This is a genomic window from Micromonospora marincola (assembly GCF_056150385.1).
Map to the genome: position 1 here is coordinate 438,325 of NZ_JAXCFT010000001.1, position 20,829 is coordinate 459,153.

Annotated in this window: 19 protein-coding genes and 1 tRNA gene; 11 read left to right on the forward strand and 9 right to left on the reverse strand. The window is 70.9% G+C overall.

What is annotated here, in order from left to right:
• The first annotated feature begins 103 nt into the window (after positions 1-103).
• Together SM450_RS02090 and SM450_RS02095 are read left to right on the forward strand one after the other, a co-directional pair.
• Positions 104-694, forward strand: coding sequence for a YqgE/AlgH family protein (locus tag SM450_RS02090; protein WP_474618353.1), 591 nt, complete (start codon positions 104-106; stop codon positions 692-694).
• 88 nt (positions 695-782) lie between these two features.
• A tRNA-Ala gene (locus tag SM450_RS02095) sits at positions 783-855 on the forward strand.
• Between the two features lie 91 nt (positions 856-946).
• On the opposite strand, the gene SM450_RS02100 is transcribed toward SM450_RS02095, so the two are convergent.
• From SM450_RS02100 to SM450_RS02110, 3 genes are all read right to left on the reverse strand, one after another.
• Positions 947-1,837 carry a hypothetical protein gene (locus SM450_RS02100; RefSeq protein WP_474617917.1) on the reverse strand — a complete coding sequence of 297 codons (891 nt, stop codon included), beginning with the start codon at positions 1,835-1,837 and terminating at the stop codon, positions 947-949.
• Positions 1,838-2,018: 181 nt separating this feature from the next.
• Positions 2,019-2,825 (reverse strand): hypothetical protein, encoded by an 807-nt coding sequence (locus tag SM450_RS02105; RefSeq protein ID WP_474617918.1) that lies wholly within the window; start codon positions 2,823-2,825, stop codon positions 2,019-2,021.
• A gap of 81 nt (positions 2,826-2,906) precedes the next feature.
• Entirely contained in the window at positions 2,907-3,722 is an 816-nt protein-coding gene (locus SM450_RS02110) for a Kelch repeat-containing protein (protein WP_474618354.1), read from the reverse strand.
• 386 nt (positions 3,723-4,108) lie between these two features.
• On the opposite strand from SM450_RS02110, the gene SM450_RS02115 reads away from it, so the two are divergent.
• The gene (locus SM450_RS02115; protein WP_474617919.1) at positions 4,109-4,915 is read left to right on the forward strand and encodes an IclR family transcriptional regulator; all 807 of its coding nucleotides are present in this window, start codon (positions 4,109-4,111) and stop codon (positions 4,913-4,915) included.
• Positions 4,916-5,070: 155 nt separating this feature from the next.
• Here SM450_RS02115 and SM450_RS02120 read toward each other — a convergent pair whose 3' ends face one another.
• From SM450_RS02120 to SM450_RS02140, 5 genes are read right to left on the reverse strand one after another with little or no spacing between them, the layout of a single operon-like run.
• Positions 5,071-6,075 carry a bile acid:sodium symporter family protein gene (locus SM450_RS02120; RefSeq protein ID WP_474617920.1) on the reverse strand — a complete coding sequence of 335 codons (1,005 nt, stop codon included), beginning with the start codon at positions 6,073-6,075 and terminating at the stop codon, positions 5,071-5,073.
• 15 nt (positions 6,076-6,090) lie between these two features.
• A complete protein-coding gene (locus tag SM450_RS02125) occupies positions 6,091-6,846 on the reverse strand; it encodes an SDR family NAD(P)-dependent oxidoreductase (RefSeq protein ID WP_474617921.1) in 756 nt (251 codons plus the stop codon).
• Positions 6,843-8,228, reverse strand: a complete 1,386-nt coding sequence (locus tag SM450_RS02130; protein WP_474617922.1) for an MmgE/PrpD family protein — start codon at positions 8,226-8,228, stop codon at positions 6,843-6,845. Before SM450_RS02130 ends, SM450_RS02125 begins: the two co-directional genes overlap by 4 nt.
• 5 nt (positions 8,229-8,233) lie before the next feature.
• Positions 8,234-8,710, reverse strand: a complete 477-nt coding sequence (locus SM450_RS02135) for a RidA family protein (RefSeq protein WP_474617923.1) — start codon at positions 8,708-8,710, stop codon at positions 8,234-8,236.
• A gap of 40 nt (positions 8,711-8,750) precedes the next feature.
• A complete protein-coding gene (locus tag SM450_RS02140) occupies positions 8,751-9,539 on the reverse strand; it encodes a cyclase family protein (protein ID WP_474617924.1) in 789 nt (262 codons plus the stop codon).
• A gap of 415 nt (positions 9,540-9,954) precedes the next feature.
• On the opposite strand from SM450_RS02140, the gene SM450_RS02145 reads away from it, so the two are divergent.
• The 8 genes from SM450_RS02145 (at position 9,955) to SM450_RS02180 (ending at position 18,347) form a co-directional block, all read left to right on the forward strand.
• Positions 9,955-10,866: an aminopeptidase gene (locus SM450_RS02145; RefSeq protein WP_474617925.1), complete on the forward strand. Its 912-nt coding sequence runs from the start codon at positions 9,955-9,957 to the stop codon at positions 10,864-10,866.
• 25 nt (positions 10,867-10,891) lie between these two features.
• A complete protein-coding gene (locus SM450_RS02150; protein ID WP_474617926.1) occupies positions 10,892-11,716 on the forward strand; it encodes an ABC transporter ATP-binding protein in 825 nt (274 codons plus the stop codon).
• Positions 11,713-12,564, forward strand: coding sequence for an ABC transporter permease (locus tag SM450_RS02155; protein ID WP_474617927.1), 852 nt, complete (start codon positions 11,713-11,715; stop codon positions 12,562-12,564). The genes SM450_RS02150 and SM450_RS02155 overlap by 4 nt, the downstream gene beginning before the upstream one ends.
• Complete coding sequence (locus SM450_RS02160; protein WP_474617928.1) at positions 12,561-13,316, forward strand: N-acyl homoserine lactonase family protein; 756 nt, start codon at positions 12,561-12,563, stop codon at positions 13,314-13,316. The genes SM450_RS02155 and SM450_RS02160 overlap by 4 nt, the downstream gene beginning before the upstream one ends.
• Positions 13,313-15,313, forward strand: coding sequence for an oxidoreductase (locus tag SM450_RS02165; RefSeq protein ID WP_474617929.1), 2,001 nt, complete (start codon positions 13,313-13,315; stop codon positions 15,311-15,313). Before SM450_RS02160 ends, SM450_RS02165 begins: the two co-directional genes overlap by 4 nt.
• A 69-nt stretch (positions 15,314-15,382) precedes the next feature.
• Positions 15,383-16,468, forward strand: coding sequence for an ABC transporter substrate-binding protein (locus tag SM450_RS02170; protein WP_474617930.1), 1,086 nt, complete (start codon positions 15,383-15,385; stop codon positions 16,466-16,468).
• Positions 16,465-17,517, forward strand: coding sequence for a fumarylacetoacetate hydrolase family protein (locus SM450_RS02175; protein WP_474617931.1), 1,053 nt, complete (start codon positions 16,465-16,467; stop codon positions 17,515-17,517). The genes SM450_RS02170 and SM450_RS02175 overlap by 4 nt, the downstream gene beginning before the upstream one ends.
• Positions 17,514-18,347 carry a fumarylacetoacetate hydrolase family protein gene (locus SM450_RS02180; protein WP_474617932.1) on the forward strand — a complete coding sequence of 278 codons (834 nt, stop codon included), beginning with the start codon at positions 17,514-17,516 and terminating at the stop codon, positions 18,345-18,347. The genes SM450_RS02175 and SM450_RS02180 overlap by 4 nt, the downstream gene beginning before the upstream one ends.
• A gap of 154 nt (positions 18,348-18,501) precedes the next feature.
• On the opposite strand, the gene SM450_RS02185 is transcribed toward SM450_RS02180, so the two are convergent.
• Positions 18,502-20,730 (reverse strand): DUF4153 domain-containing protein, encoded by a 2,229-nt coding sequence (locus tag SM450_RS02185; protein WP_474617933.1) that lies wholly within the window; start codon positions 20,728-20,730, stop codon positions 18,502-18,504.
• Positions 20,731-20,829: the final 99 nt, after the last annotated feature.

Sequence of the window (20,829 nt, forward strand, 5' to 3'; positions counted from 1 at the left end):
GCCAGCGGGCGGGACGCAAGCTATGGTGCGTGACATGGCGTTGACAGGGTGGACGGTCGACGGCGTCAGGCCCGCACGGGCGCACGGCTGACGGGTGTCGGACATGCAGGGTGAGGGGCAGGCGATCGGTGGCCGAGCCATGGAATCGATGACCGGACGGCTGCTGGTCGCGACCCCTGTGCTCAAGGACCCGAACTTCGACCGCACGGTCGTGCTGCTTGTCGCACACGAGCCCGGCGGCGCCCTCGGCGTGGTGCTGAACCGGGCCACCGAGGTTCCGGTGGCCGACGTCCTCGGCGACTGGAGCGACCTGGCGCGCGACCCCGCGGTGCTCTTCGAGGGCGGCCCGGTGCAACCCGACTCCGCCATCTGCCTGGCCCGGATGCGCCACCCGGTCAAACCGGTCCGGGGCTTCCACCGGGTCTCCGGCGCGGTCGGCACCATCGACCTCTCGATCGACCCGGAGAAGCTGCGGGAAGCCGTCGGCGGGATCCGGGTGTTCGCCGGCTACTCCGGCTGGGGCGCCGGTCAGTTGGAGCGGGAGATCGAGGAGGGGTCCTGGTTCGTGTTGGACGCGCTCCCCGGCGACGCCTTCGTCGACCGCCCGGATGATCTCTGGCCGATGGTGTTGCGCCGGCAGGGTGGGATGATGGCGGCGGTGGCCCACTTCCCGCCGGACGTGGCGCTGAACTGACCCCGTTCGGGGGGACCCCCGCCAGATGACCATGCAAAGCGGCGTGTGTATAGTTCTTCCCGTGCCCGGGCGACCGGGCCGACCGCAAGGGGCCGTGGCGCAGCTGGTAGCGCACCACACTGGCAGTGTGGGGGTCAGGGGTTCGAGTCCCCTCGGCTCCACCCTTGAAATTGCGGGTCAGCGGCCTGGTCGATTGATCATCGACCGGGCCGCTGATTCGTTCTCCGGCCCGGCGTCTCACGGTTTCTCGCGTCAGCCTCGCGTGTCACATCGGTTGGCGGTCAGCAGGACCACGGTCCAGGCGACTGGCAGGATTCCGGCGAACTCGTTGTCCAGGAGCCAGAAGACCTGCACCACCAGAAGCTCCATCATCAGAGCAACCTCGAACAGGTTGGTTGCGGACCGGCCACGGGTCGAGCGCCACAGTCCGAGGACCGCGAGCACGAACGCGACGGATGCGAACGCGGCATAGATGACGTTGGGCAGGTTCGGAGCCCGGGACAGCAGCACGAGCGGGCGGCCCAGCGAGAAGAGGGTGAACAACGCGACCGCTGGTGCGGTCCAGCGGCGGAGCAACGGCCGTTGGCAGAAGTCGGCAAGCCCTGCCCGCCATTGCTCGCGGATGCGCGTCGGCCATTCACCACCCGTCGGCGAGCCGGCGTGGCCATCTGCCGTCCGCTGTGCCGCGTTGACGAGTCGCTCCCGTTCGCTCAGGGGCCGGCGGTTGACGCCGAGTCTTACTAGGGCGTAGGTCGCGACGAGAACGGCGTAGATGATGGCGGCGACGGGTTCATAGAAGTAGTTGTTGTCGGCGGTGAGGAATTTGCCGACCTCGTCGATGAACAAGCCGAAGCCGACTCCGGCCACGACAGCGGCGGCGTTTCTCACCGCGATGCCGAGGAACAGCATGGGCATCAGGTGGGCGGCGAGCATCCCGAGGCCGCCCCACAGCACGTGCGCGACGTGCAGCCCTCCGCCGCCGACCTGCGGATAGCCGGTCATGTGCAGGAACGCCCGGGTCACCAGGATGGTGAGCACCGCGGCGACAAGAAACAGCGTGAACCGGTCCGCGCCGCCCTCGTCCCGGACCAGGCGATGGGCCCGGGGCAGGTCATCGGAGGCTGCGGACGCAGGCAGGGTCACCTCCTCATCCTGGCCCGTGGCCAGGCTCCATGCCTCCGGAGGAGCCCCCCGACCTTCCCCCATGCCACCCACTAGGGGCGCCTGACCGCAGCAGCCAGCACAGGCGGGGCCAGATCGGGCAGGCTGCCTCCCCGCACTGGTGGTGGGAGGTGATGGCCGGTGGTTAGACGGCCGGAGGTGCTCAGAGGGCTTGGGTAGGACGGCGCAGGCGTGCGGCGGTAGTCAGGGCGGCTACGACGGCGACGGCGAGAAAATGGGGGAAAACGGAGCGCCACTCAGTGCGGTGGCCGATGCTCCAGCCAACGGCGGTCAGCGCGCTGACGGTCACAAGGGCACCTGCAGCGATCGCCGCGTCGCGGCGCAGCCAGCCGGTCGCAGCCAGGGCGACGCCCCACGGCAGGCCGAACAGCAGCGTGAACGTACCGAGCATAGTGATCGGGGACAGTCCGCCAAGCATCGCGACCGGCAGGCCGACCACGACTACCGCGCCGGCTGAGAATGTGACCCAGCGCTGAGCTCCAGTGGCTTGCACGGCCCAAACACCGCTGCGGCGCATCGCGGTCAGGCAGAACACTGCGGCCGATGCGCCCGCGACGGCGAGGACGGCTGCCAGCGACATCAGCAGGGGAAGCATGTCGTAGCCGGTGCCGACCATGCCGGAGAAGGGGCGCCAGTGCTTCACCGCCCAGATGCCGGTAGCGCTGAGCTGCCCGGCGGCGAACAGGCCCACTGTCGCTGCGACGCCGGTAGCGACCGGTCCGCCCCGTCGCAGCATGAGTCCGCCTGCGGCCATCAGCGCCAGCAGCACCCAGCGGCTCGCGCCGTAGAGGGTGGCGTAGCCGTCGAAGATACGAAAGCCACCGGGCACAGCCAGCACCACGGCGCTCGCCGCGGCGGCGACCAGAGCCACCGTTCCCGCCCGCCGGTGACCCGAAAGCGCGGTGTCTATGGTTGGTGACGTACTGAAGATGGTGGCCCCCGTCGACATCGTGCGATTGTCTGATGGTGCCCGGTCAAAGACGGCGTTCGCAAGGCGCCGGTTGTCAGGGTTCGAGCAAGCAGAGCGGGATCACCGCGATTCCGTCAGCGCGGCAGTACGCCTCAGGCCTCCCAACGGTGGGGCCGGCTCCGCGTCCGCACCAGGCTGGGGAGCGGGGGGAGAGTCGCCGGCCGGAGGCTGGGGGACCCGGCGGCGGGCGGTCACCCGCGCGGACTCCACCGCGGCGGTGTGCCCGCCGATCGCATAGATCCGTCCGTCCGGTCCGCCCGTCACTCCCAGGTTGTAGCGCGGCGTGGGCATCGGCGCTGCGGTGGCCCAGCGGTCCACCGTCGGGTCGTAGATCTCCAGGGTGGCGAGCGCGGCGCCACGGTGGCCGCCAACGGCGTAGACGCGGCCGTCGGTGCCGGCTGTCGCGGCGAGCAGTTGCCGTCCGGTGGGCATCGGCGCCACGGGCACCCAGTGGTCGTCGCCCGGCGTCAGGGCGAGCACCGAGCTGAGGAACGGTCCCTCGACGCCGGGAGAGCTGCCACCAATCGCGTAGACGCGTCCGTCTCCGCCGGTGGCTGCCGCATGGCGGTACCTGGGGTTGGGCAGCGACGGACCGGCCTTCCACCGTCTCGTCCGAGGTGTGTAGACCTCCACCACCCTGGTGACCGAAGTCCCGTCGGAGCCCCCGATCGCGAAGATCGACCCGTCCGACGCCGTGGCCGCCGCCAGCGCGTAGCGGGAGCTCGACAGCGGATCGTCCGTCCGCCAACGGATTGTGGGTTGGTCGCCCCTGCCTGCGGCGCCGGCGACGGGCGCCAGAATCTGGGCCACCGCGACGGCAATGGCGACGCTCAGTGTCCTGAGTGGCGTGGCGTGGCCGAGAATGCGAAATGTCATCACGGCTAAGGTGCTCCTTTCGCCATGCGTCGGTGGGTGTTTCCGCTCGTCGTGAGGCTAGAGGAAACTGTCACTTGGTCCCTCGGGAATCTGTTTCTCACTATTTTGCGACGCCCGGTAAGGGCCGCGCCGGGGGCGTCGCCGGTCCGCCCGGCGATTCGGAGTGATGGCGGCGCTCGGCATCGTCTCGGAGAGAGGTACGATGTTCCGGTGGGTGAAAGCGTTGCGCGCCGCGCAGCCACCTCCACGTGCCGGGACATGCCCCTGCCGAGTTGGCCGGGGCGGGCCGTCGGGGAGCTGACGCGGTGCTGTGGTTCGGTCCGCCGCCGAAGCGCCGTCCCGGGCGGGTGGAGTGGCGGACGGGCGACCTACTTCTGGAGTGAACGTTGACGATCGACCAGCGGACCGAGGCCGGACCCGACGGGCGTACCGTCAACGGCCTGGAGCGGGCGCTCGACGTCCTGCTGCTGTTCTCCCGCTCCGGCGTGACGAACCTCGGGGTCTCGGAGATCGGCCGCGAGCTCGGCGTCTCCAAGGCAGTGGTGCACCGCATCCTGACCACGCTCTGCGGCCGGCGGCTCGTCACCGTCGACGAGGGGAGTCGGCGATACGTGCTCGGCCCGGCCGCGCTGGCTCTCGGCCGCGCCTTCCTCGATCGCGTCGACGTGCGCCAGCTCGCCCGCGAGCCGCTGCGCCGGCTCAGTGCGCAGACGAAGGAGACCTCGACCCTCTCCATCCGGGTCCGTGACCTGCGTGTCTACCTCGACCAGGTCACGCCGGCACGGGACGTGAAGATGGAGGTCCAGATCGGCGAGGCGTTTCCGCTGCACGCGGGGAGTTCCTCCAAGGTCTTCCTCGCCTATGTCTCGCAGGCGGAGCGCGAGGCGTATCTGACCTCCGGTCCGCTGCCCGCGCTCACCGACCACACGCTCATCGACGCCAGTCACCTGCGGGACGAGCTGCGCCTGATCCGCGAGCGGGGCTATGCGGTGTCGTTCGGCGAGCGGCAGACCGGGGCCGGCTCCCTCGCCGCGCCGGTGCTCGACCACGAGGGCCAGCCGGTGGCGGTCATCAGCGTGTGCGGCCCGGTCGAGCGGATCCGTGGCCGGATCGACGAGCTTGCCAAGCCGCTGCTCGCCGAAACCGCGGAGCTTTCCGCGCGGCTGGGCTTCGAGGGCAACGTCCCGGCTTAGCCGGAACGACGATCCGCTGAGAGAAACGACGAGGCTCGCGAGGTCGCGCGTTCGGGCCTTGGCTCAGGGGTCGAGCGCGACAAGCGGCGGCGGGCGAGGCCGCGGGAGCGACGGCCCGGACCACGGCGGACGTCGCGGTAGCCCACTGGTCCGGGCTATGCCGGCGACGGCTCGGCCTGCGCCGCGGGGTCGTCGCCCGGCGTGGTCCGCCCGCCGTCGGCCCAGCGGCGGGCGAGGACGGTGCCGGTGATGAGCTGGAGTTGGTGGAAGATGATCAGCGGCAGGATGAGCAGGCCGGCGGTCGGGCCGGAGAAGAGGACCGTCGCCATCGGCAGGCCGGCCGCCGCGCTCTTGGTCGACCCGCAGAACGCGATGGCGATCCTGTCGGGCCGGGTGAAGGGCAGGACGGCGAGCGTCAGCAGGACGGCGGCGAGCAGCGCGGCCTCGACGACGAGGAGCACAAGCAGGTCGGAGATGCTGACGCGGCCCCAGACGCCGCTGACGACGCTGGCGCTGAACGCGGTGTAGACGACAAGCAGGATCGAGCCACGGTCGACGACGGTGAGCGGCTTCCTGTGTCGCTTCATCCAGCCGCCGAGCCAGGGCTGGACCAGTTGACCGGCGACGAACGGCAGCAGCAACCGGAGCGCGATGTCGGCGAACGCCGCCGGGGAGAGATGGACCGTCCCGGTGCCGCCCATCATCGCGCCGACAAGCAGCGGGGTGAGTGCGATGCCCGCGACGCTGGAGAAGGACGCGCTGAAGATGGCGGCGGGTACGTTGCCGCCGGCGATCGAGGTGAGCGCGATCGCGCTCTGCACGGTGGACGGCACCGCGCACAGGAACAGCAGCCCCTGGTGGAGTTGCGGGTCGAGGACGCTTGGGGAGAGCAGCCCGAGCAGCAGCCCGTACGCGGGAAAGAGCGCGAAGGTGGCCAGGAGCACGGCGAGATGCAGCCGCCAGTGCGAGGCTCCGGCCCATGCCTCGCGCGGCGAGATGCGGGCGCCGTACAGGAAGAACAGCAGCGCGACGGCGGCCGTGGTCGCCCAGCCGGCGATCGTCGCGGCGTCGCCGCGGACCGGGAGCACCGTCGCGACCGCGACCGTCGCGACCATCGCGGCGACGTACGGGTCGACGGGTAGGCGTCGGGGCCAGCTCATGTGATCACCATCAGGTCAACCGATCAGCGGCGCGAGGCCCAGGCCGCCGTCGGCGGCGACGACCTGGCCGGTGGTCGCGCCCGACCTCGGCGAACAGAGCATCGCCACGACGGCGGCGACCTCGTCCGGCGAGGTCATCCGACCCAGGGGGATGTTCGCCGCCTCGTCGGCCAGCGCGGCCTCGGTCGACCGGCCGGTGGACCTCGCCACCTCCGCGAGGTGCGTACGCCGTCGCTGCGAGTCGACGCTGCCGGGTCGCACCGCGTTCACCCGGACGCCGTGCGCGGCGAACGTCACGGCGAGCAGGGAGGTGAGATGCTCGACTGCCGCGTTCACCGCGCCCGACTGCGGATTGCCGCCGGACGGTCGGATCGCCGCGACACCCGACATGTTGACGACGCTGCCGCGTTGCTCCCGCAGCGCCGGTAGCGCCGCCATCGCCAGGGACCAGTAGCCGTAGGCCTTGGTCTCCACCATCTCCAGCCAGCCGGCCAACGTGGGGCCGCTCGCCGGCAGCGAGGCGTTGTTGACGAGCACGTCCAGGCGCCCGTACCGCGCGACCACCGCGTCGACGAGGGGCCGATGTGCCGCCTCGTCACGCAGGTCGGCGCGCAGCGTGTCGTCGTCGTCCGCGCGGCCGGCGGCCGGGTTCGGCCGGCCGACCACCATCACGTGGGCGCCTTCGGCGCGAAGGGTCTCGGCGATGGTGCGGCCGATGCCGCGGGTGCCGCCTGTGACAAGTGCCACCCGGCCGGCGAGTTCGAGGTTCATGCCGCCACCCGTGACTCGCGCCGGACGATGCCGGTCAGGGTGTCGACCACGGCGCGGTCGTCCGCCACCGCGGAAACCAGTTCCTCCCGGCACCGCTGCGGCTCGCGTACGCCGCCGGCGGCGGCGTCCCGGTCGAACTTCGCCCGTGCCGCCTCGGCGACCCGGTCGTCGAACGTGGTGCCGAACGGATGGTCCGCGCTGTGCTCGACGACCCGGCCGTCCCGCGAGGTCACCCGCACGACGGCGGGCCACACCTCCCGATCGTCCTCAAGTCGGGCGCTCAACACCTCGTCGCCACGGATGGTGACTCCGTCGAACCTCGCCCGGGTCGCCTCGTCGCGCAGGCCGGCGGCGATGTCGTCCGGCCAGAGGAAGTCGCGCGTGGCGAGCACCCGGGCGCAGCAGTATCTGAGGTTCAACGCCGCCTGCGCCGGCGTGTCCGGGAACGCGGACGAGGACCGGGCCAGATCCAGGTGCTCCTGCGGCACGCGCACCGCGACAAGCGCCTGTTGTCCGCCGGCCGCGACGACCCGCATGAGGTCGAGCGCGGTGGCGAAGTTGTGTGGCGCGCAGTGGAACTTCTGCGCCGCGCCGCGGATGTGCCACCGCGGACGCGCATCCGTCGGCGGCGCGGCCGTCGCGTGATGGGCGCGGAGGAAGCCGTCCGCCGCCTCGAAGACGTCGGGGGCCGACTTCACCCCGGCGCGGGCCAGCGCGACCGCCTCGAAGCCCGCACGCACGGCGCTGCCGGCCTGCATGCGGATGGCCGAGTCGGCGCCGCGCGCCTGTCTGGTGAGCCCACCGACCAGGTCACAGGCGATGCCGAAGGCCGCGGCGCTCGTGGCGGCGGGTAGCCGGTCGAGGACGGTGAGCACGCCGACAGCGCCGAACGCGCCGCACAGGGCCGCGCTGCGGAACCCGGCCCGCTGGCTGCTCAACCGGGGGACGCCGTCGTTGAGGGCACGCCCGACGACCTCCATCGCCTCGTAGCCCGCCGCGATGGCCGTCGCCAGCTCGTGCCAGCGGAGTGCCCGACCGGCCGCCGCCGCGAGCAGCGCGGGCAGGACCGCCGCCCCGGGGTGGGCAAGCGACCGTAACGACGTGTCGGCCCAGTTGTTGGCGCCGGCCGCGACCCCGAGCCCGAACGCGGCCCGGGCCGGTTCGGCCCCGGCGAGCGTCAGCAGCGCGTCGAGGCGGGCGAGCGGCGGGCCGTCCGCGACACCGAGGTACGCGTGGGCGATGCGGGCGGACGACGTCGCGTTTCCGCGCAGCGTCACGCCCACGCCGTCGACGAGGCGTCGGGTCGCCACGTCGAGCGGAACCTCGTCGGGGGCCGCCCGGACGGCCTCGCACCGCTCGGCGAGAAGGTCCCGCAGAAGCACGCCGCTCACCGCCCCGCGCCGCCGTCGGCCACCTCGACGACCATTTCGGTCTCACAGCAGATGTCCAGGCCCAGCCCGGTGACCGCGATAGCGGAACGCGAGTGCCGGCCGCGCTCGCCGTACAGGTCCATCAGGAGGTCCGAGCATCCGTTGGCGACCTCGGAGGCGCGGTTGAATCCGGGTACGGCGTTGACGAAGGCGACCACCTTGAGGATGCGGGTCACCTGGTCGAGGTCGCCGATCGTGCCCTTGAGCGTGGAGAGCAGGGCCAGCGCGTTGTACCGGGTCGCCTGGCCGGCCTCCTCGACGGTGATCGCCTCGGGAACCGGTCCCTTGAACGGGTATCCACCGTCCTTGAAGGGGCCGTGGCCGGCGAGGAAGACGAGGTTGCCGGAGCGGGTTGCCCGTACCCGCCGGGTCTTGACCACGGGCAACTCGGGCAACGTGAACCCCATCGCGCTGATTCTGGCTTCGATCTCCACGGGTCTCCTTCTCGTTTACGTTCGCGTCGTGGCCGGATGTTCACGCGGGGATCACCGCCAGCGGCCGGACCGGCCCGCCGGTCGCGCCGACGACATTGAGCGGGTTCAGGACCAGGGCGAACTCGGTCACCCCCAGGTCGATCAGTGGGGCCAGGTTCATCGTCTCCACGATGTTGACGCCCCGCTCGACGAGGAGCATGGAGTGCACCGGCAGCAGGGCGTGGCCGCCTCCGGCCGGGATGTGCTCGAAGGCGATCGTCTCGGCGCCGACGGCCCGGGGCAGGTGCTCGGCGAGCCAGTGCGCGGCAGCCGGTCCGGGACCGGGAGCGCCCAACTCCTGGCCGGTGAACAACGCCTTGTCGCCCCAGTTCCGCGACCAGCCGGTGCCGATGAGGATCACCTCGCCGGGACCGATGTCGACCGCGGCGTCCCGCCGCGCGCGTTCGAGGTCGTCGACTGTGACTTCGTACCCGGGTGGGAGGTTGGCGACGCCGTGCACGGCGGTGACGTCGAGCAGGACGGCGCGCCCCACGTACGGCTCGAACTCGTCGATGCCCAGGTGCGCGAATCCCTTGTTGCTCTGCAACGCCTGTGCCGACTGGCCGCCGTGCACACGTCCGTCCTTGGAGACGTGGGCGAGGGCGTCGACGTGCGTGCCGACGTGGCCGCCGATGACGATGATCTCGTTTGCCGCCGAGGCGCCGTCGCCGCGGACGAGGTCTCCGTGGCGGCGCTCGAGCGCCAGCCGGAACGGCGGATGGTTCGGCGACTGTGGCATGCCGATCCGGTACGGGTGCGAGAGGTCGACGACCTTCGAGTCCCGGAGCATCGGCCATAGGGGTTGCGGGTTCATACGATTCCGTTCACTCGTAGGAAGACCGCCGCCTCGAGCGTGGAACAGAACGCCAACGGGTCACTGAGGGCTTCGGTATTCATGGAAGTGACTGTTCCTTCCAGGGAAACGGAGTTCCAGCGGGGACGATACCGCACGATCGCCGGTGGTGGAAGCGTCGTCTCGACCGCCGGTAAGGATCAGTGTGGCGAGGGAAGCCCTGCTGCTCACGGCCAAGATTCGACCGTTGACGCCCTCGGGGTCGGGGTCTACTCTTCGGCCAAGTGGAACGGCGTTCTTCAGAATGGAACGCTGTGACGCGAGCTGCCCGAGCTGATGAAGTCAGGAGTGCTTGATGGATCTGGGGCGATTGAGACTCAGTTCGGTTGCGGACCAGATCGTCAGGTCGTGCGTGGCCGTGGCCCCCGGCGAACAGGTTGCCGTGGTCGCGGATCTGGCCTCGGACTTCGCCGTCGTCGAAGCGTTGACGGCGGCGGTTCTCGCGGCCCGCGGCGAGCCGACAGTCGTGGTGATGCCACCGCGGCTGCAAGCGGGGGACAAGGCCACCGCCGTGGTACGCGCCGCGCTCGCCGGCGCCGACGTCATTCTCGCCCCGACCACCACGGCGCTGGGGTTCAACGAGGAGTTCAACGAAGCGCTGCAACGCGGCGCACGCGGTCTCGTCCTCACCGGTATCCGCGGCGAGAACCTGGTCGCCGGGGCCGCGCTTGCGAACTACGACGAGGTGAACGCCGTCACCGGCCGGCTCGCCGACCTGGCCGAGGCGGGCGCGACGATGCGGGTGACAAGCGACCACGGCTCCGAACTGACCGCGTCGATCCGTGGCGTACGGGTCGGCCGCGGGGCGTCCTTCGCCCGTGAGCCCGGCCAGGTCTCGGGGTTCCCGAGCGGAGAGTGCTGGCTGACCCCGGCGGAGGGGTCGGCGAACGGCGTCCTCGTCGCGGACGGCAGCGCGCACATGCTGGGCCGGCTGGAACAGCCGCTCGCGGTGCGGTTCGAGAACGGCTGGGCGACGGAGGTCAGCGGCGGCGCGCAGGCCGCGGATCTCGTGAAAATCATCGACGCTGCCGAGAACGGTAGGCATCTGGGTGAGCTGAGCATCGGCACGAACGCGATGGCGCGCTTCACCGGAAACATCACCGAAGACAAGAAGGGGATCGGTCGGGTGCACTTCGCGCTCGGCCACAGCGTTGTGGGCTCCGGCGGACCACCCAGTCCCATCCACATCGACCTTCTCATCCTGCAGCCCAACGTCTGGATCGACGACACACCTGTCGTCGAGCACGGCCGGGTCTGCGTATAGCGCCCATCGACTCCGGGAGTTCAACATGGCGACAACGACCCCCGCCGTCCAGACTTCGCAGCCCATCCAGATCCGGGATGTCTCCAAGGTCTACGAGGCGGCCGACTCAACCTCAGTGCACGCCCTGGATCGCATCTCCCTCGACGTTCGTCCGGGCGAGTTCGTGGCGATCGTGGGTCCGAGCGGATGCGGCAAGAGCACGTTGTTGCGCATCGTGGCCGGCCTGGACGACGCGACAGACGGCGCGGTCCTCATCGACGGCGTGAACGTCGACAAGCCGACGGCCAACGCCGGCTTCGTCTTCCAGGCCGCCGTGCTGCTGCCGTGGCGATCGGTGCTCGCCAACGTGACGCTGCCGATGGTGGTGAAGAGGAAGGCCGGCCGCGAGGCGACCGAGCGGGCCCGCGGCCTGCTGGAAGCCTTCGGGCTCGGCGGCTTCGAGAACAAGTACCCGGGTGAGCTTTCCGGTGGCATGCAACAACGCGTCGCCATCGCCCGCGCGTTGGTCTCGGACCCGGTCCTGCTGCTGATGGACGAGCCCTTCGGCGCCCTCGACGCGCTCACCCGCGAGCAGCTCAACGTGGACCTGTCCCAGCTCACCCACGAGAGCCGGAAGACCACACTGTTCGTCACGCACAGCATCTCGGAGGCCGTCCTGCTTGCCGACCGGGTGGTGGTCTTCGGCGCCCGCCCAGGTCGCATCCTGGCCGACATCGAGGTGCCCTTCGACAAGCCCCGCACGATGGCGATGACCGAGACCCCCGAGTTCGCCTCTCTCACGGCCCAGGTGCGGCACGTGCTCGTGGACGGATCCGACCTGACCGCATCGACGACTGGAGCGAAGTCGTGACCGACATCTCGCTGAACACGAGGAACCCGTCCCTCACCGATTCGTCGGTGCCGACCCGGTCCGGCAAGGCGCGGCGCCGCCGGGAGCTGCTGTTCGGGTTCGTGCGCACCATCGTGGTGCTCGGCGCCGGCGTGCTGATCTGGCACCTGGTGGTGACCGGGTTCAACGTGAAGCCGATCATCATCCCGAGCCCGGCGGCGGTCTGGGACGCGTGGTGGACCGGGTGGACGACACCGGGCCTGGCCGGCTTCGCCGAGAACGCCCAGGCGACACTCATCGCCATCGTGCTGGGCTTCACCATCGGCACCATCGTCGGCCTGCTGCTCGGGTTCCTCATCTCGCAGGCGCCGGTCATCGACAAGATCCTCTACCCCTACATCGCGATGTTCAACGCGGTGCCCAAGGTGGCCATCGCACCGCTCTTCGTGCTGTGGTTCGGGTTCGGGCTCGAGTCGAAGGTGTTCCTGACCGTCACCGTGACCTTCTTCCCCATCATGATCAACTCGATGGCCGGGTTCCGGTCGGTGGAGAAGGACAAGCGGGATCTCTTCCGTTCGATCCAGGCGGGCCGGCTACAGACCTTCCGGATGCTCACCCTCCCGGCCGCCATGCCGTTCCTGTTCGCCGCGTTGGAGGTCGGCATCGTCTACTCCATCATCTCGGCGATCGTCGGCGAGTTCGTCGGTGCGCAGAGAGGGCTCGGCGTCCAACTGCTCAACGCCAACAACAACCTCGCCACCGCCGCCGTCTTCGCGATCCTGCTCAACCTCGCGATCCTCGGCCTGATCGCGCTGTACGGGCTGCGGGCGATCCGCAAGCGCGTGTTGTTCTGGGAAGGTGGGCGGTGACCGGCAACGTCATCACCCCCATCCTGGTCGGCGTCGCGCCGGACGTGGACAAGTCCGCGTTCCTGTGGGGCATGCAGGCCGGTCAACGGGTCGACAGTCCCAGCATCATCTGGGCGGTGACCGGCGGCTGGGGCACGATCGTGATGGACACCGGCTCCGGAACGCCCGAGTGGGTGAGCGCGCACCACCGCCCGTTCCGTCGGACGCCGGAGCAGGAACCACTCCGCGCGCTCGCCGCCGCCGGTGTCGACCCGGCGTCGGTGCGCACGGTGCTGCTGTCCCACCTGCACTACGACCACTGCTCCAACAACGGCCTGTTCAGCGCGGCCGAGTTCGTGGCGCACCGCGCGGAGGTCGCCTACGCGTCCGCGCCGTACCCGGTGCACGGCGCGGTCTACGAAGCGCCGACCGCCGGCTTCACCCCGCCGTGGATGGGCGTGGCCGGACGGCTGCGCCTCGTCGACGGTGACGTCGACCTGGCGCCCGGCGTACGGGCGATCCATCTGCCCGGGCACACGCCCGGCATGATGGGCCTCGTCGTGGAGACCCGGGCCGGCCGGTACGTGCTCGCGGGCGACCACTGCTCGCTGCGGGAAAACTGGGAGGGCCTCGGGTCGCACCGGCACATCCCGTCGCGGACCTACGTCGATCTGGGCCACTACTACCGATCGTACGAGAAGATCGAGGGTCTCGACGCGACAGTGCTTCCGGGCCACGACATCCGGGTCTTCGATCAGAAGTCGTACGGATGACTCCGTACCCGCACCTGCTCGCGCCCGGGCGGATCGGCGGCCTGGACCTGTCCAGCCGGGTGATCATGTCGCCGATGGCGACGAACCTCGCGAACGCCGACGGCACCGTCAGCGAGGACATGGTCGCCTACTACGCGCGGCGCGCGCGGTCGCGGCCGGGACTCATCACCGTGGAAATGACTGTCGTCGACGCGCCGCGCGGCAACGCCGGCACCGTGTCGCTGCGGATCGACGGCGACGACGTCATCCCGGCCCTGCACAAGCTCGTCGACGCGGTCGAGTTCTTCGACACCCCGGTGGCGTTGCAGATCGGCCACGCCGGTGGCAACACGACCGTGCGCAAGACCAGAGGCATCGCGCCTGTCGCACCCAGCGCGACGGCGTTTCTCGGCGGTCGCACCCTCGCGGTCGAGGCTGATCCCTCCACGCTCGAACGCCTGTGCGTCGAGTTCGGCGAGGCGGCGGCCCGCGCCAAACGGGCCGGCTTCTCGGCGGTCAACCTGCACGGCGGGCACACCTACCTGCTCGCCCAGATGCTGTCTCCGCTGCGGAACCGGCGTACCGACGCGTGGGGTGGCGATCTCGACGGCCGGATGCGGTTCGCGACCCGGGTGATCGAGCAGATCCAGTCCAGAGCCGGTGCCGACTTTCCGATCATCTACCGCTTCAGCGCCGACGAGTTCCTCGACGGTGGCCGCGACATCGAGGAGTCCAAGGAGGTGGCCAGGCGCCTGGAAGCGCTTGGTGTCGCGATGCTCGACGTCACCGCCGGGGCCTCCGCGCCGGTCGTGGACACCTCGGCCGGCGCCGAGGGGCAGTGGAAGGCGCTGCGGGCGGCCATCGAGCCGATGTCCTTCGCCGAGGGGTGGAAGGCCGGACTCGCGGGTCAGATCCGTTCGGTCGTGTCCATCCCGGTGTCGGCGGTCGGTGTCATCCGGACGCCCGCGGCGGCCGAGAAGCTACTGGCCACCGGCGTGGCGGACTACGTGACGCTCGGACGTGCCCTCATCGCCGACCCCGACTGGCTGACGCGGGTTCGCCGGGACACGGTCGACCGGATCCGGCCGTGCATCTCCTGCAACGAGTGCAGCCGGGTGCGTCAGGAACTCGACCGGCCGATCCGGTGCGCGGTCAACCCGGAGGTGGGCCGGGAGCGGGTGCGCCTCGCGCGTCCGGAGCCGGGCGGGAAGATGATCGTGGTGGGCGGGGGCGCCGCCGGGCTCGAGGCGGCCCGCCGGGCGGCGCTCGACGGCTGGCGGGCCGAGGTGTGGGAAGCCAGTGACCAACTGGGCGGGCAACTGATCTGGGGGGCGATCCCCCCGTTCAAACACCGGCTGGAGAGCCTGCGTCGCTGGCTTGTCGACGAGGCCGGGCGAGCCGGAGCCCTGCTCCGCACCGGGACGACGGCCACCGTCGAGTCCATCGCGGATGCGGCGCCGGATGCCGTGGTGGTCGCCGTCGGCGTCGATCCGCGCACCCCCGACGGCCCGCACGCCCTGACCGCGTACGACCTGCTGCGCACCGGAGAGCGGCTGCCACCGGGCCCGGTCGTGGTCGTCGGCGGCGGACCCACCGGGTGCGAGGCGGCCATGCTCCTGGCCGAACGAGGGCACCAGGTGCGGTTGGTGACCCGGTCGTTGCGCGCCGGCCTGGCTCAGGGTCTGGAGAACCTGTCCCGATCCGACGTCCGCGCCACGCTCGACGAGCTGGGTGTCGTCGTCGAGGAGTCATGCGTCTGCACGCCGGCGCCCGACGGCGTACAGATCTCCCGGCTCCGGCCGCCGGCCGAGCTGTGGACCGGAAGCGTGGTGTGGGCCGCCGGCGTGCGGTCCAAACCATTCGACGTACAACGGTTGCGCGATCTCCTGCCACGCCAGGCGGTCGTCGTCAACGCGGGGGACTCGCGAAATCCACGCAACATTCTGCACGCGGTCTCCGACGGCGCGCGTGCCGCTGCCCTGGCCACGGCCGGATTCGGCCGCGACGACGCCGACTGAGCGGCGCGAGCTGGCCCGGTACCCCAAGCCAGTGCCAGAAGCAGACTTCGTACCCGAAAGGAAACAGCGATGGCACGTAGAGCGAGATGGGTCGTTGTCCCGGTCATCCTCGCACTCACGGCGAGTGCGTGTTCGGAATCGGACGGCGGATCGAGCACCGATGGCGGTGCCAAGCCGGTCATCCAGCAGTATCACTGCTCGCCCACCCTGGCGAGCAACTCGTCGGCGATCTTCCTCGGCCCGCAACTCGGCCTGACCGACAAGTTCACCATCAACGTGACGAGTGTGTCCGGAACCGGGGCCTGCGTGCAGGCGCTGTCGACCGGGCAGGCCCACGTCTCGTCGCCGGCTCCGGCCGCCCTGGCCACGCCCGTGTCGGAGAACGGCGACATCGGCGTCAAGTACTTCTACGAGCTGGCCCGTTCGGACACCTTCAACATCATGGTCAAGACCGATTCGCCCATCCAGGGTTACCAGGATCTCAAGGGCAAGCGGGTCGGCATCAACGGCGCCGGCGGCGTCGAGCAGTCCTTCGCGGTCGGCGCGCTCAAGTCGGTCGGCCTCGCCGCGTCCGACGTCACGTTCATCGCGGTGGGCAACGGGGCGGCGGCGGCCAAGTCGCTCCAAGAAGGAAAAGTGGACGCGATGTCGCAGGTCGACATCCGGTGGGGAACCTTCAAGGCGCAGGGCTTCGAGTTCCGGGACCTGACCGCCTCGGCGCCCAAGTCGCAGACCTTCGGCGCCTCGTACGCCGCGAACGCGAAGTGGCTCGAGTCGAACAAGGAACTCGCCGTCGAGTTCGCCCGCATGATCGCCCGGGCCACCATCATGACGATCGTCAACCCGGAGGCCGTGATCAGGAAGTTCTACCAGGTGTACCCCCAGTTCATCACGCCCGGCCTGTCAGTCGACAAGCAGGTGGAGGCGGACCTGCCGGTGTTGGCGGCCCGCTCCGCGAAGTACGGCTTCGACCTGGAGAAGCAGACTCCGGACCTCGGGCAGTTCACCGCGGAGCAGTGGGCGGCCGTACTCGAGTTCAACGACCTCACGGTCAAGGACCCGACCGTCATGTACACGAACGAGATCGCCGCCGCCATGGGTGACATCGACGTGAAGAAGTGGGTCGAATACGCCAAGAACTACAAGGACGGATGACGACACCGATGAAACTGACCACTGCTGAGATCGCTGGCGGCGTGCGTCGGGTGGTGGCCGTCCAGACCGACGAGTCCCTCGTCGACCTGGCGGCCATGTCGGCCGGGCTCAACCTGGGCCCGGTCGGCTTCCCCCGCGACATGCTCGACCTGATATCGGCCGGCCGGACCATGACGTACTTCCTGGAGTTGTGCCAGGAGGCGATCGACGCCGGCCGGTCCGAGGACTACACCTTCGCGGCCGGATCGGCCCGGTACCTGGCCCCGATTCCCCGCCCGACCAAGATCGTGTGTGTCAACTCGAACCGCGCGAACTCCAACGTCGAACTCCTCGAACCGAAGTGGGGCGGCATCTGGCCCCGGCCCCAGTTCTTCCTGAAGGCGCCAAGCGCCGTCATCGGTCACGAGGAGCACATTCTCGTCGAGCCGCAGATGGGACCGGTCCAGCCCGAGGGCGAGATGTGCCTGGTCATCGGCCGACAGGCGCGGCGGCTGACCAAGGAGAACGCGTTGGACCACGTCGCCGGCGTCTCCCTCCTGGGCGACTACTCGGCGTCGACGTTCGGCCTCCAGGACGGCGTGGTCCTGCACATCTCCAGCAAGGACGGCGTCGAGGACTTCATCAACCGGCCGATGGCGCGGGCGAAGGGCGTGGACACCTTCTCGCCCATCGGCCCGTGGCTGATACCGCTTGCCGCCCTGCCCGATCTGGGCAGCATCCGGCTGACCACCGACATGGTCGACGCCGACGGCAAGCGGCTGACCATCCAGGACGGCACCATCGGCGAACAGCGGTTCAGCCCGGCCGAGGCACTGGTGACCATCACCGAGTGGATGACGCTGGAGCCGGGCGATGTCGTCGCACTCGGCGCGGTCAGCAACGTGCCCGGTCGGCACCTGCGCGACAACAACATGGCGGAATACCACAACGGCGCGATCGAGCTGCACGGCTCCGGCATCGGCACGCTGCGCAATCCGATCACCGTCTGCGCGGATGGTGAGTCCACGTCACTTCCGCCGGCGGTCATGCAAAGGAGGCTGCACTCGTGAAGCTAGGTACGGTGGACACTCCGCAGGGAGCGGTGGCCGTGGTCGAGCGCGACGGGGCGTTCCGGCGGCTCGACTCGAGCGTGCTGGAACTGCTCCGGTCCGGGCCGGAGGCGCTGGCCGAGGCCACGAGCCGCGCGACGGAACCGGTGACCTTCACCGAAGCCGACCTCCTCCCGGTGATCCCCGAGCCCGGCAAGATCCTGTGCGTGGGGCGCAACTACCTCGAACACGTCGAGGAACTCGGCAACAAGGTGACCAAGGCACCCGAGATCTTCGTACGCACCCCGACCACCCTCGCCCGGCCGTACGGCCCGGTCATCAATCCGAAGCTGTCGGACCGGTTCGACTGGGAGGTGGAGCTGGCGGTCGTCATCGGTAAGGCGGGTCGCCACATCGCGCCCGAAGACGCCTACCGCCATGTGGCCGGCTATACAATTTTCAACGACTTCACCGCTCGGGACTACCAGCGCCGCACCACACAGTGGACGCCTGGCAAGAACTTCGACCAGACCGGACCGCTCGGGCCCTACCTGGTCACCTCGGACGAGATCCCGGACCCGTCCGGCCTCGACATCAGCCTGACCATCGACGGCGAACAGATGCAACACTCCAACACCCGTCTGTTGATCCACTCTGTGCCGGCGCTCATCGCCTTCCTCAGCTCCTTCGCGACGCTGTTGCCGGGCGACGTCATCGCCACCGGGACGCCCGGCGGCGTGGGCGACGGGCGCGACCCGAAGGTGTTCCTGCGCAGCGGCCAGGTCGTCGTCAGCGCCATCGAGGGCCTCGGCGAACTGCGCAACGTGGTCGAGGACGAAGTGGCCGGCTGAGCCGGTCGTCCGTGCTGCGGGCCGGGTGAGTCACTCTCAGTGACCTACCCGGCCCTTCGCGACCGGGGCTCTGGTGTGGGCGTCCGCTGACGGGCCGATAGCGCGGGCGCGCCGGTCCGGCCGGACCGCGACGTGCGCGGCCCGGCCGGTGGCGTCAGCGGGGACGCCGGGTCTTCGGCAGGTCGAACTGGTCCGCCCGGCGGCAGTCCTTCGGGCCGCCGACCGCGGCCGGGCCGACCCGGTCCAGGGCCTGGCGGGCCCGGTGTCGGCCCAGGTTCCAGGCGTACCAGGGGTCGGGCTTGTCGAGTTCGTCGGCGATCCAGCTCAGCGTGCACCGGCGCACCGGATCGGGGAGCCTGGTGAGGGCGGGCGTGGCGTCGGCGGACAGCGCCCGCAGGTACCAGGCGTCGATCTTGCCGGTCTGCTCGTACCGCAGGGTGTTGCGCCGGGCCGCGTAGTCCTCCGGGTTGAGCACCGCGAGGCCGAGCAGCATCGCCACCGCCAGCGCCACCGTGGCGCCGGGGATCCACCGGCCCTGCCACCGCACGCCGGCCGCCAGGATCATCAGGAAGACCGCGCCCAGCAGCAGCTCGAACGCCATCACGAAGATCCGCTCGCCGGTGAAGCTGTATACCTTCTGATAGGTCCACATGCGGGACAGCGCCGACACCACGATCACCACGCTCAGCGCGCTGAGCAGACCGAGCAGTACGCGCAGCGCGGTGCGCTCGACCTGCCGCTCCCGGGCGGCCCAGCGGGTCACGCCACCGAGCACCGCGACGGTCAGCAGCGTGACGAAGAGCAACTGCCAGAATCCGCTGCGGGCGTATTCGGCGTAGCTGAGCCCGGCGACCTTCTGCACGTGCCGCTGGCCGCCGAAGAGCACGGTGAACTGCACCACCACGAAGCCGGCGAAGAGCAGGGTCAGCGCTCCGATCGCCGGTGCCCACTCCAGCACGCCGAGGCGGCGCTCAGCGGCCCGGTCCACCGTGGACAGGTCGGGCGGGGCGGCGAGCGTGTAGACCGCGGCGACCGCGATCAGCCCGCCCACCGCGGCCAGGAACAGCCCGCGGAAGACCGAGCCGAGGTCGACCTCGGGCACGAGCGCGCCGAGCGCCTCGGAGAACGCCGCGTCGGCCGAGGCGAGCAGGCTGCCGAAGACCACGAGCACCACGAGCGTGGCGACCACCGAGACGGTGACCTTGCGGGCGGTGGCCGCCTGCGGCGAGGCGGCGACGTGCCGGCGCACCCAGGGCAGGCCACGCAGCGCCGCGAACGGGGTGGCGGGCAGGCCGAACAGGATCGAGCGGACCAGCCGGCCGCCGACGATGGCGAGGGTGGCGCAGCCCAGCGCGCCGAGCACGCAGAACGTCACCAGCCACCAGGCGTTGCGGAACGCCGGCACGGCGAGCAGGGCCAGGGCGGCGACCGCCCAGCCGGCGCGGACCAGCCGGTCGACGCGGGGCAGCTCGGCCGCCCGGGTCCGGACCGCCAGCAGCACCGCGACCGTGAGCGTGAGCCAGCCGAGGAACCAGCCGATGCCGACCCGGTTCAGCGGCACGAAGATCGCGCTGCCGAGCGCGCCGGCCAGCACCGCGAGCGGAACCGCCCGGCCGGTGGCCGGCTTCGGGCCGGGCCACCGGGCGCCGAGGAACGAGGTGCGGGGCGTCGGCGGCCGGGCCGCCCAGCCCGGCGCCGGCGGGTAGTGCCCCCAGGGCCGCGCATCCTGGTATCCCGCTCCGGGGACCGGCGGCGGCACCGCACCGTGGACGGGCGGAAGGACATGCCCGGGAGCCACCGGCGGGCCGCCCGGTGCGGCCGGCGCGGCGGCCGTCGGGGTGGCGCCCGGCGCGGCCGGCCCGGTGGTCGGAGCGGCATCCGGCCGCGCCGCCACCGGCTCGGCACCGCCGGCCGGGTTCGCCACGGCCGGCGCGACGTCCGCCGGCCCGGTCGGGCTTTCGCCGGTCGGGCTCCCGCCGGCCGGGCTTTCCTCGGTCGGGCTTTCGCCGGCCGGCGGCGTGCGGACCGCCGGCGTCGCCGGGTTCGCGGTGACCGCAGTGGCGCCCGTCGGATCGGCCGGGCTCGCGGTGGTCGGGTTCTCCACGGCCGGCGCGGTGGCCTGGGTGGGCACGCCGGGCGTCGGAGCGCCGGCCGGGACCAGCGGCAGGAACAGCGCGTAGCCCTGGGTGCCGGGTGGCACGGTGACCGGGATCGCCCAGCCCGGTCGGCCCTCCGCGTCGGGCCACGGCACCGGGGGCGGCGCGCCCTCCATCGTGGGCAGCACCAGCAGGTACGGCTGGACGGCTGGTGGCGCGTCGCCCGTCGGAGGCCCGTCCGCGGGGGCGGCGCGGGGCGGCTCGGAAGGCTGTTCCGGCTCGGGCAAGGCGCACTCCTCGATCACAGGGTGCCGTCACTCTAGGGCCCACCCGGGCCATTGCGCCGCCCCCGTTGCCCGTTCGGCCAGCCGAGCCTGACCGGTCGT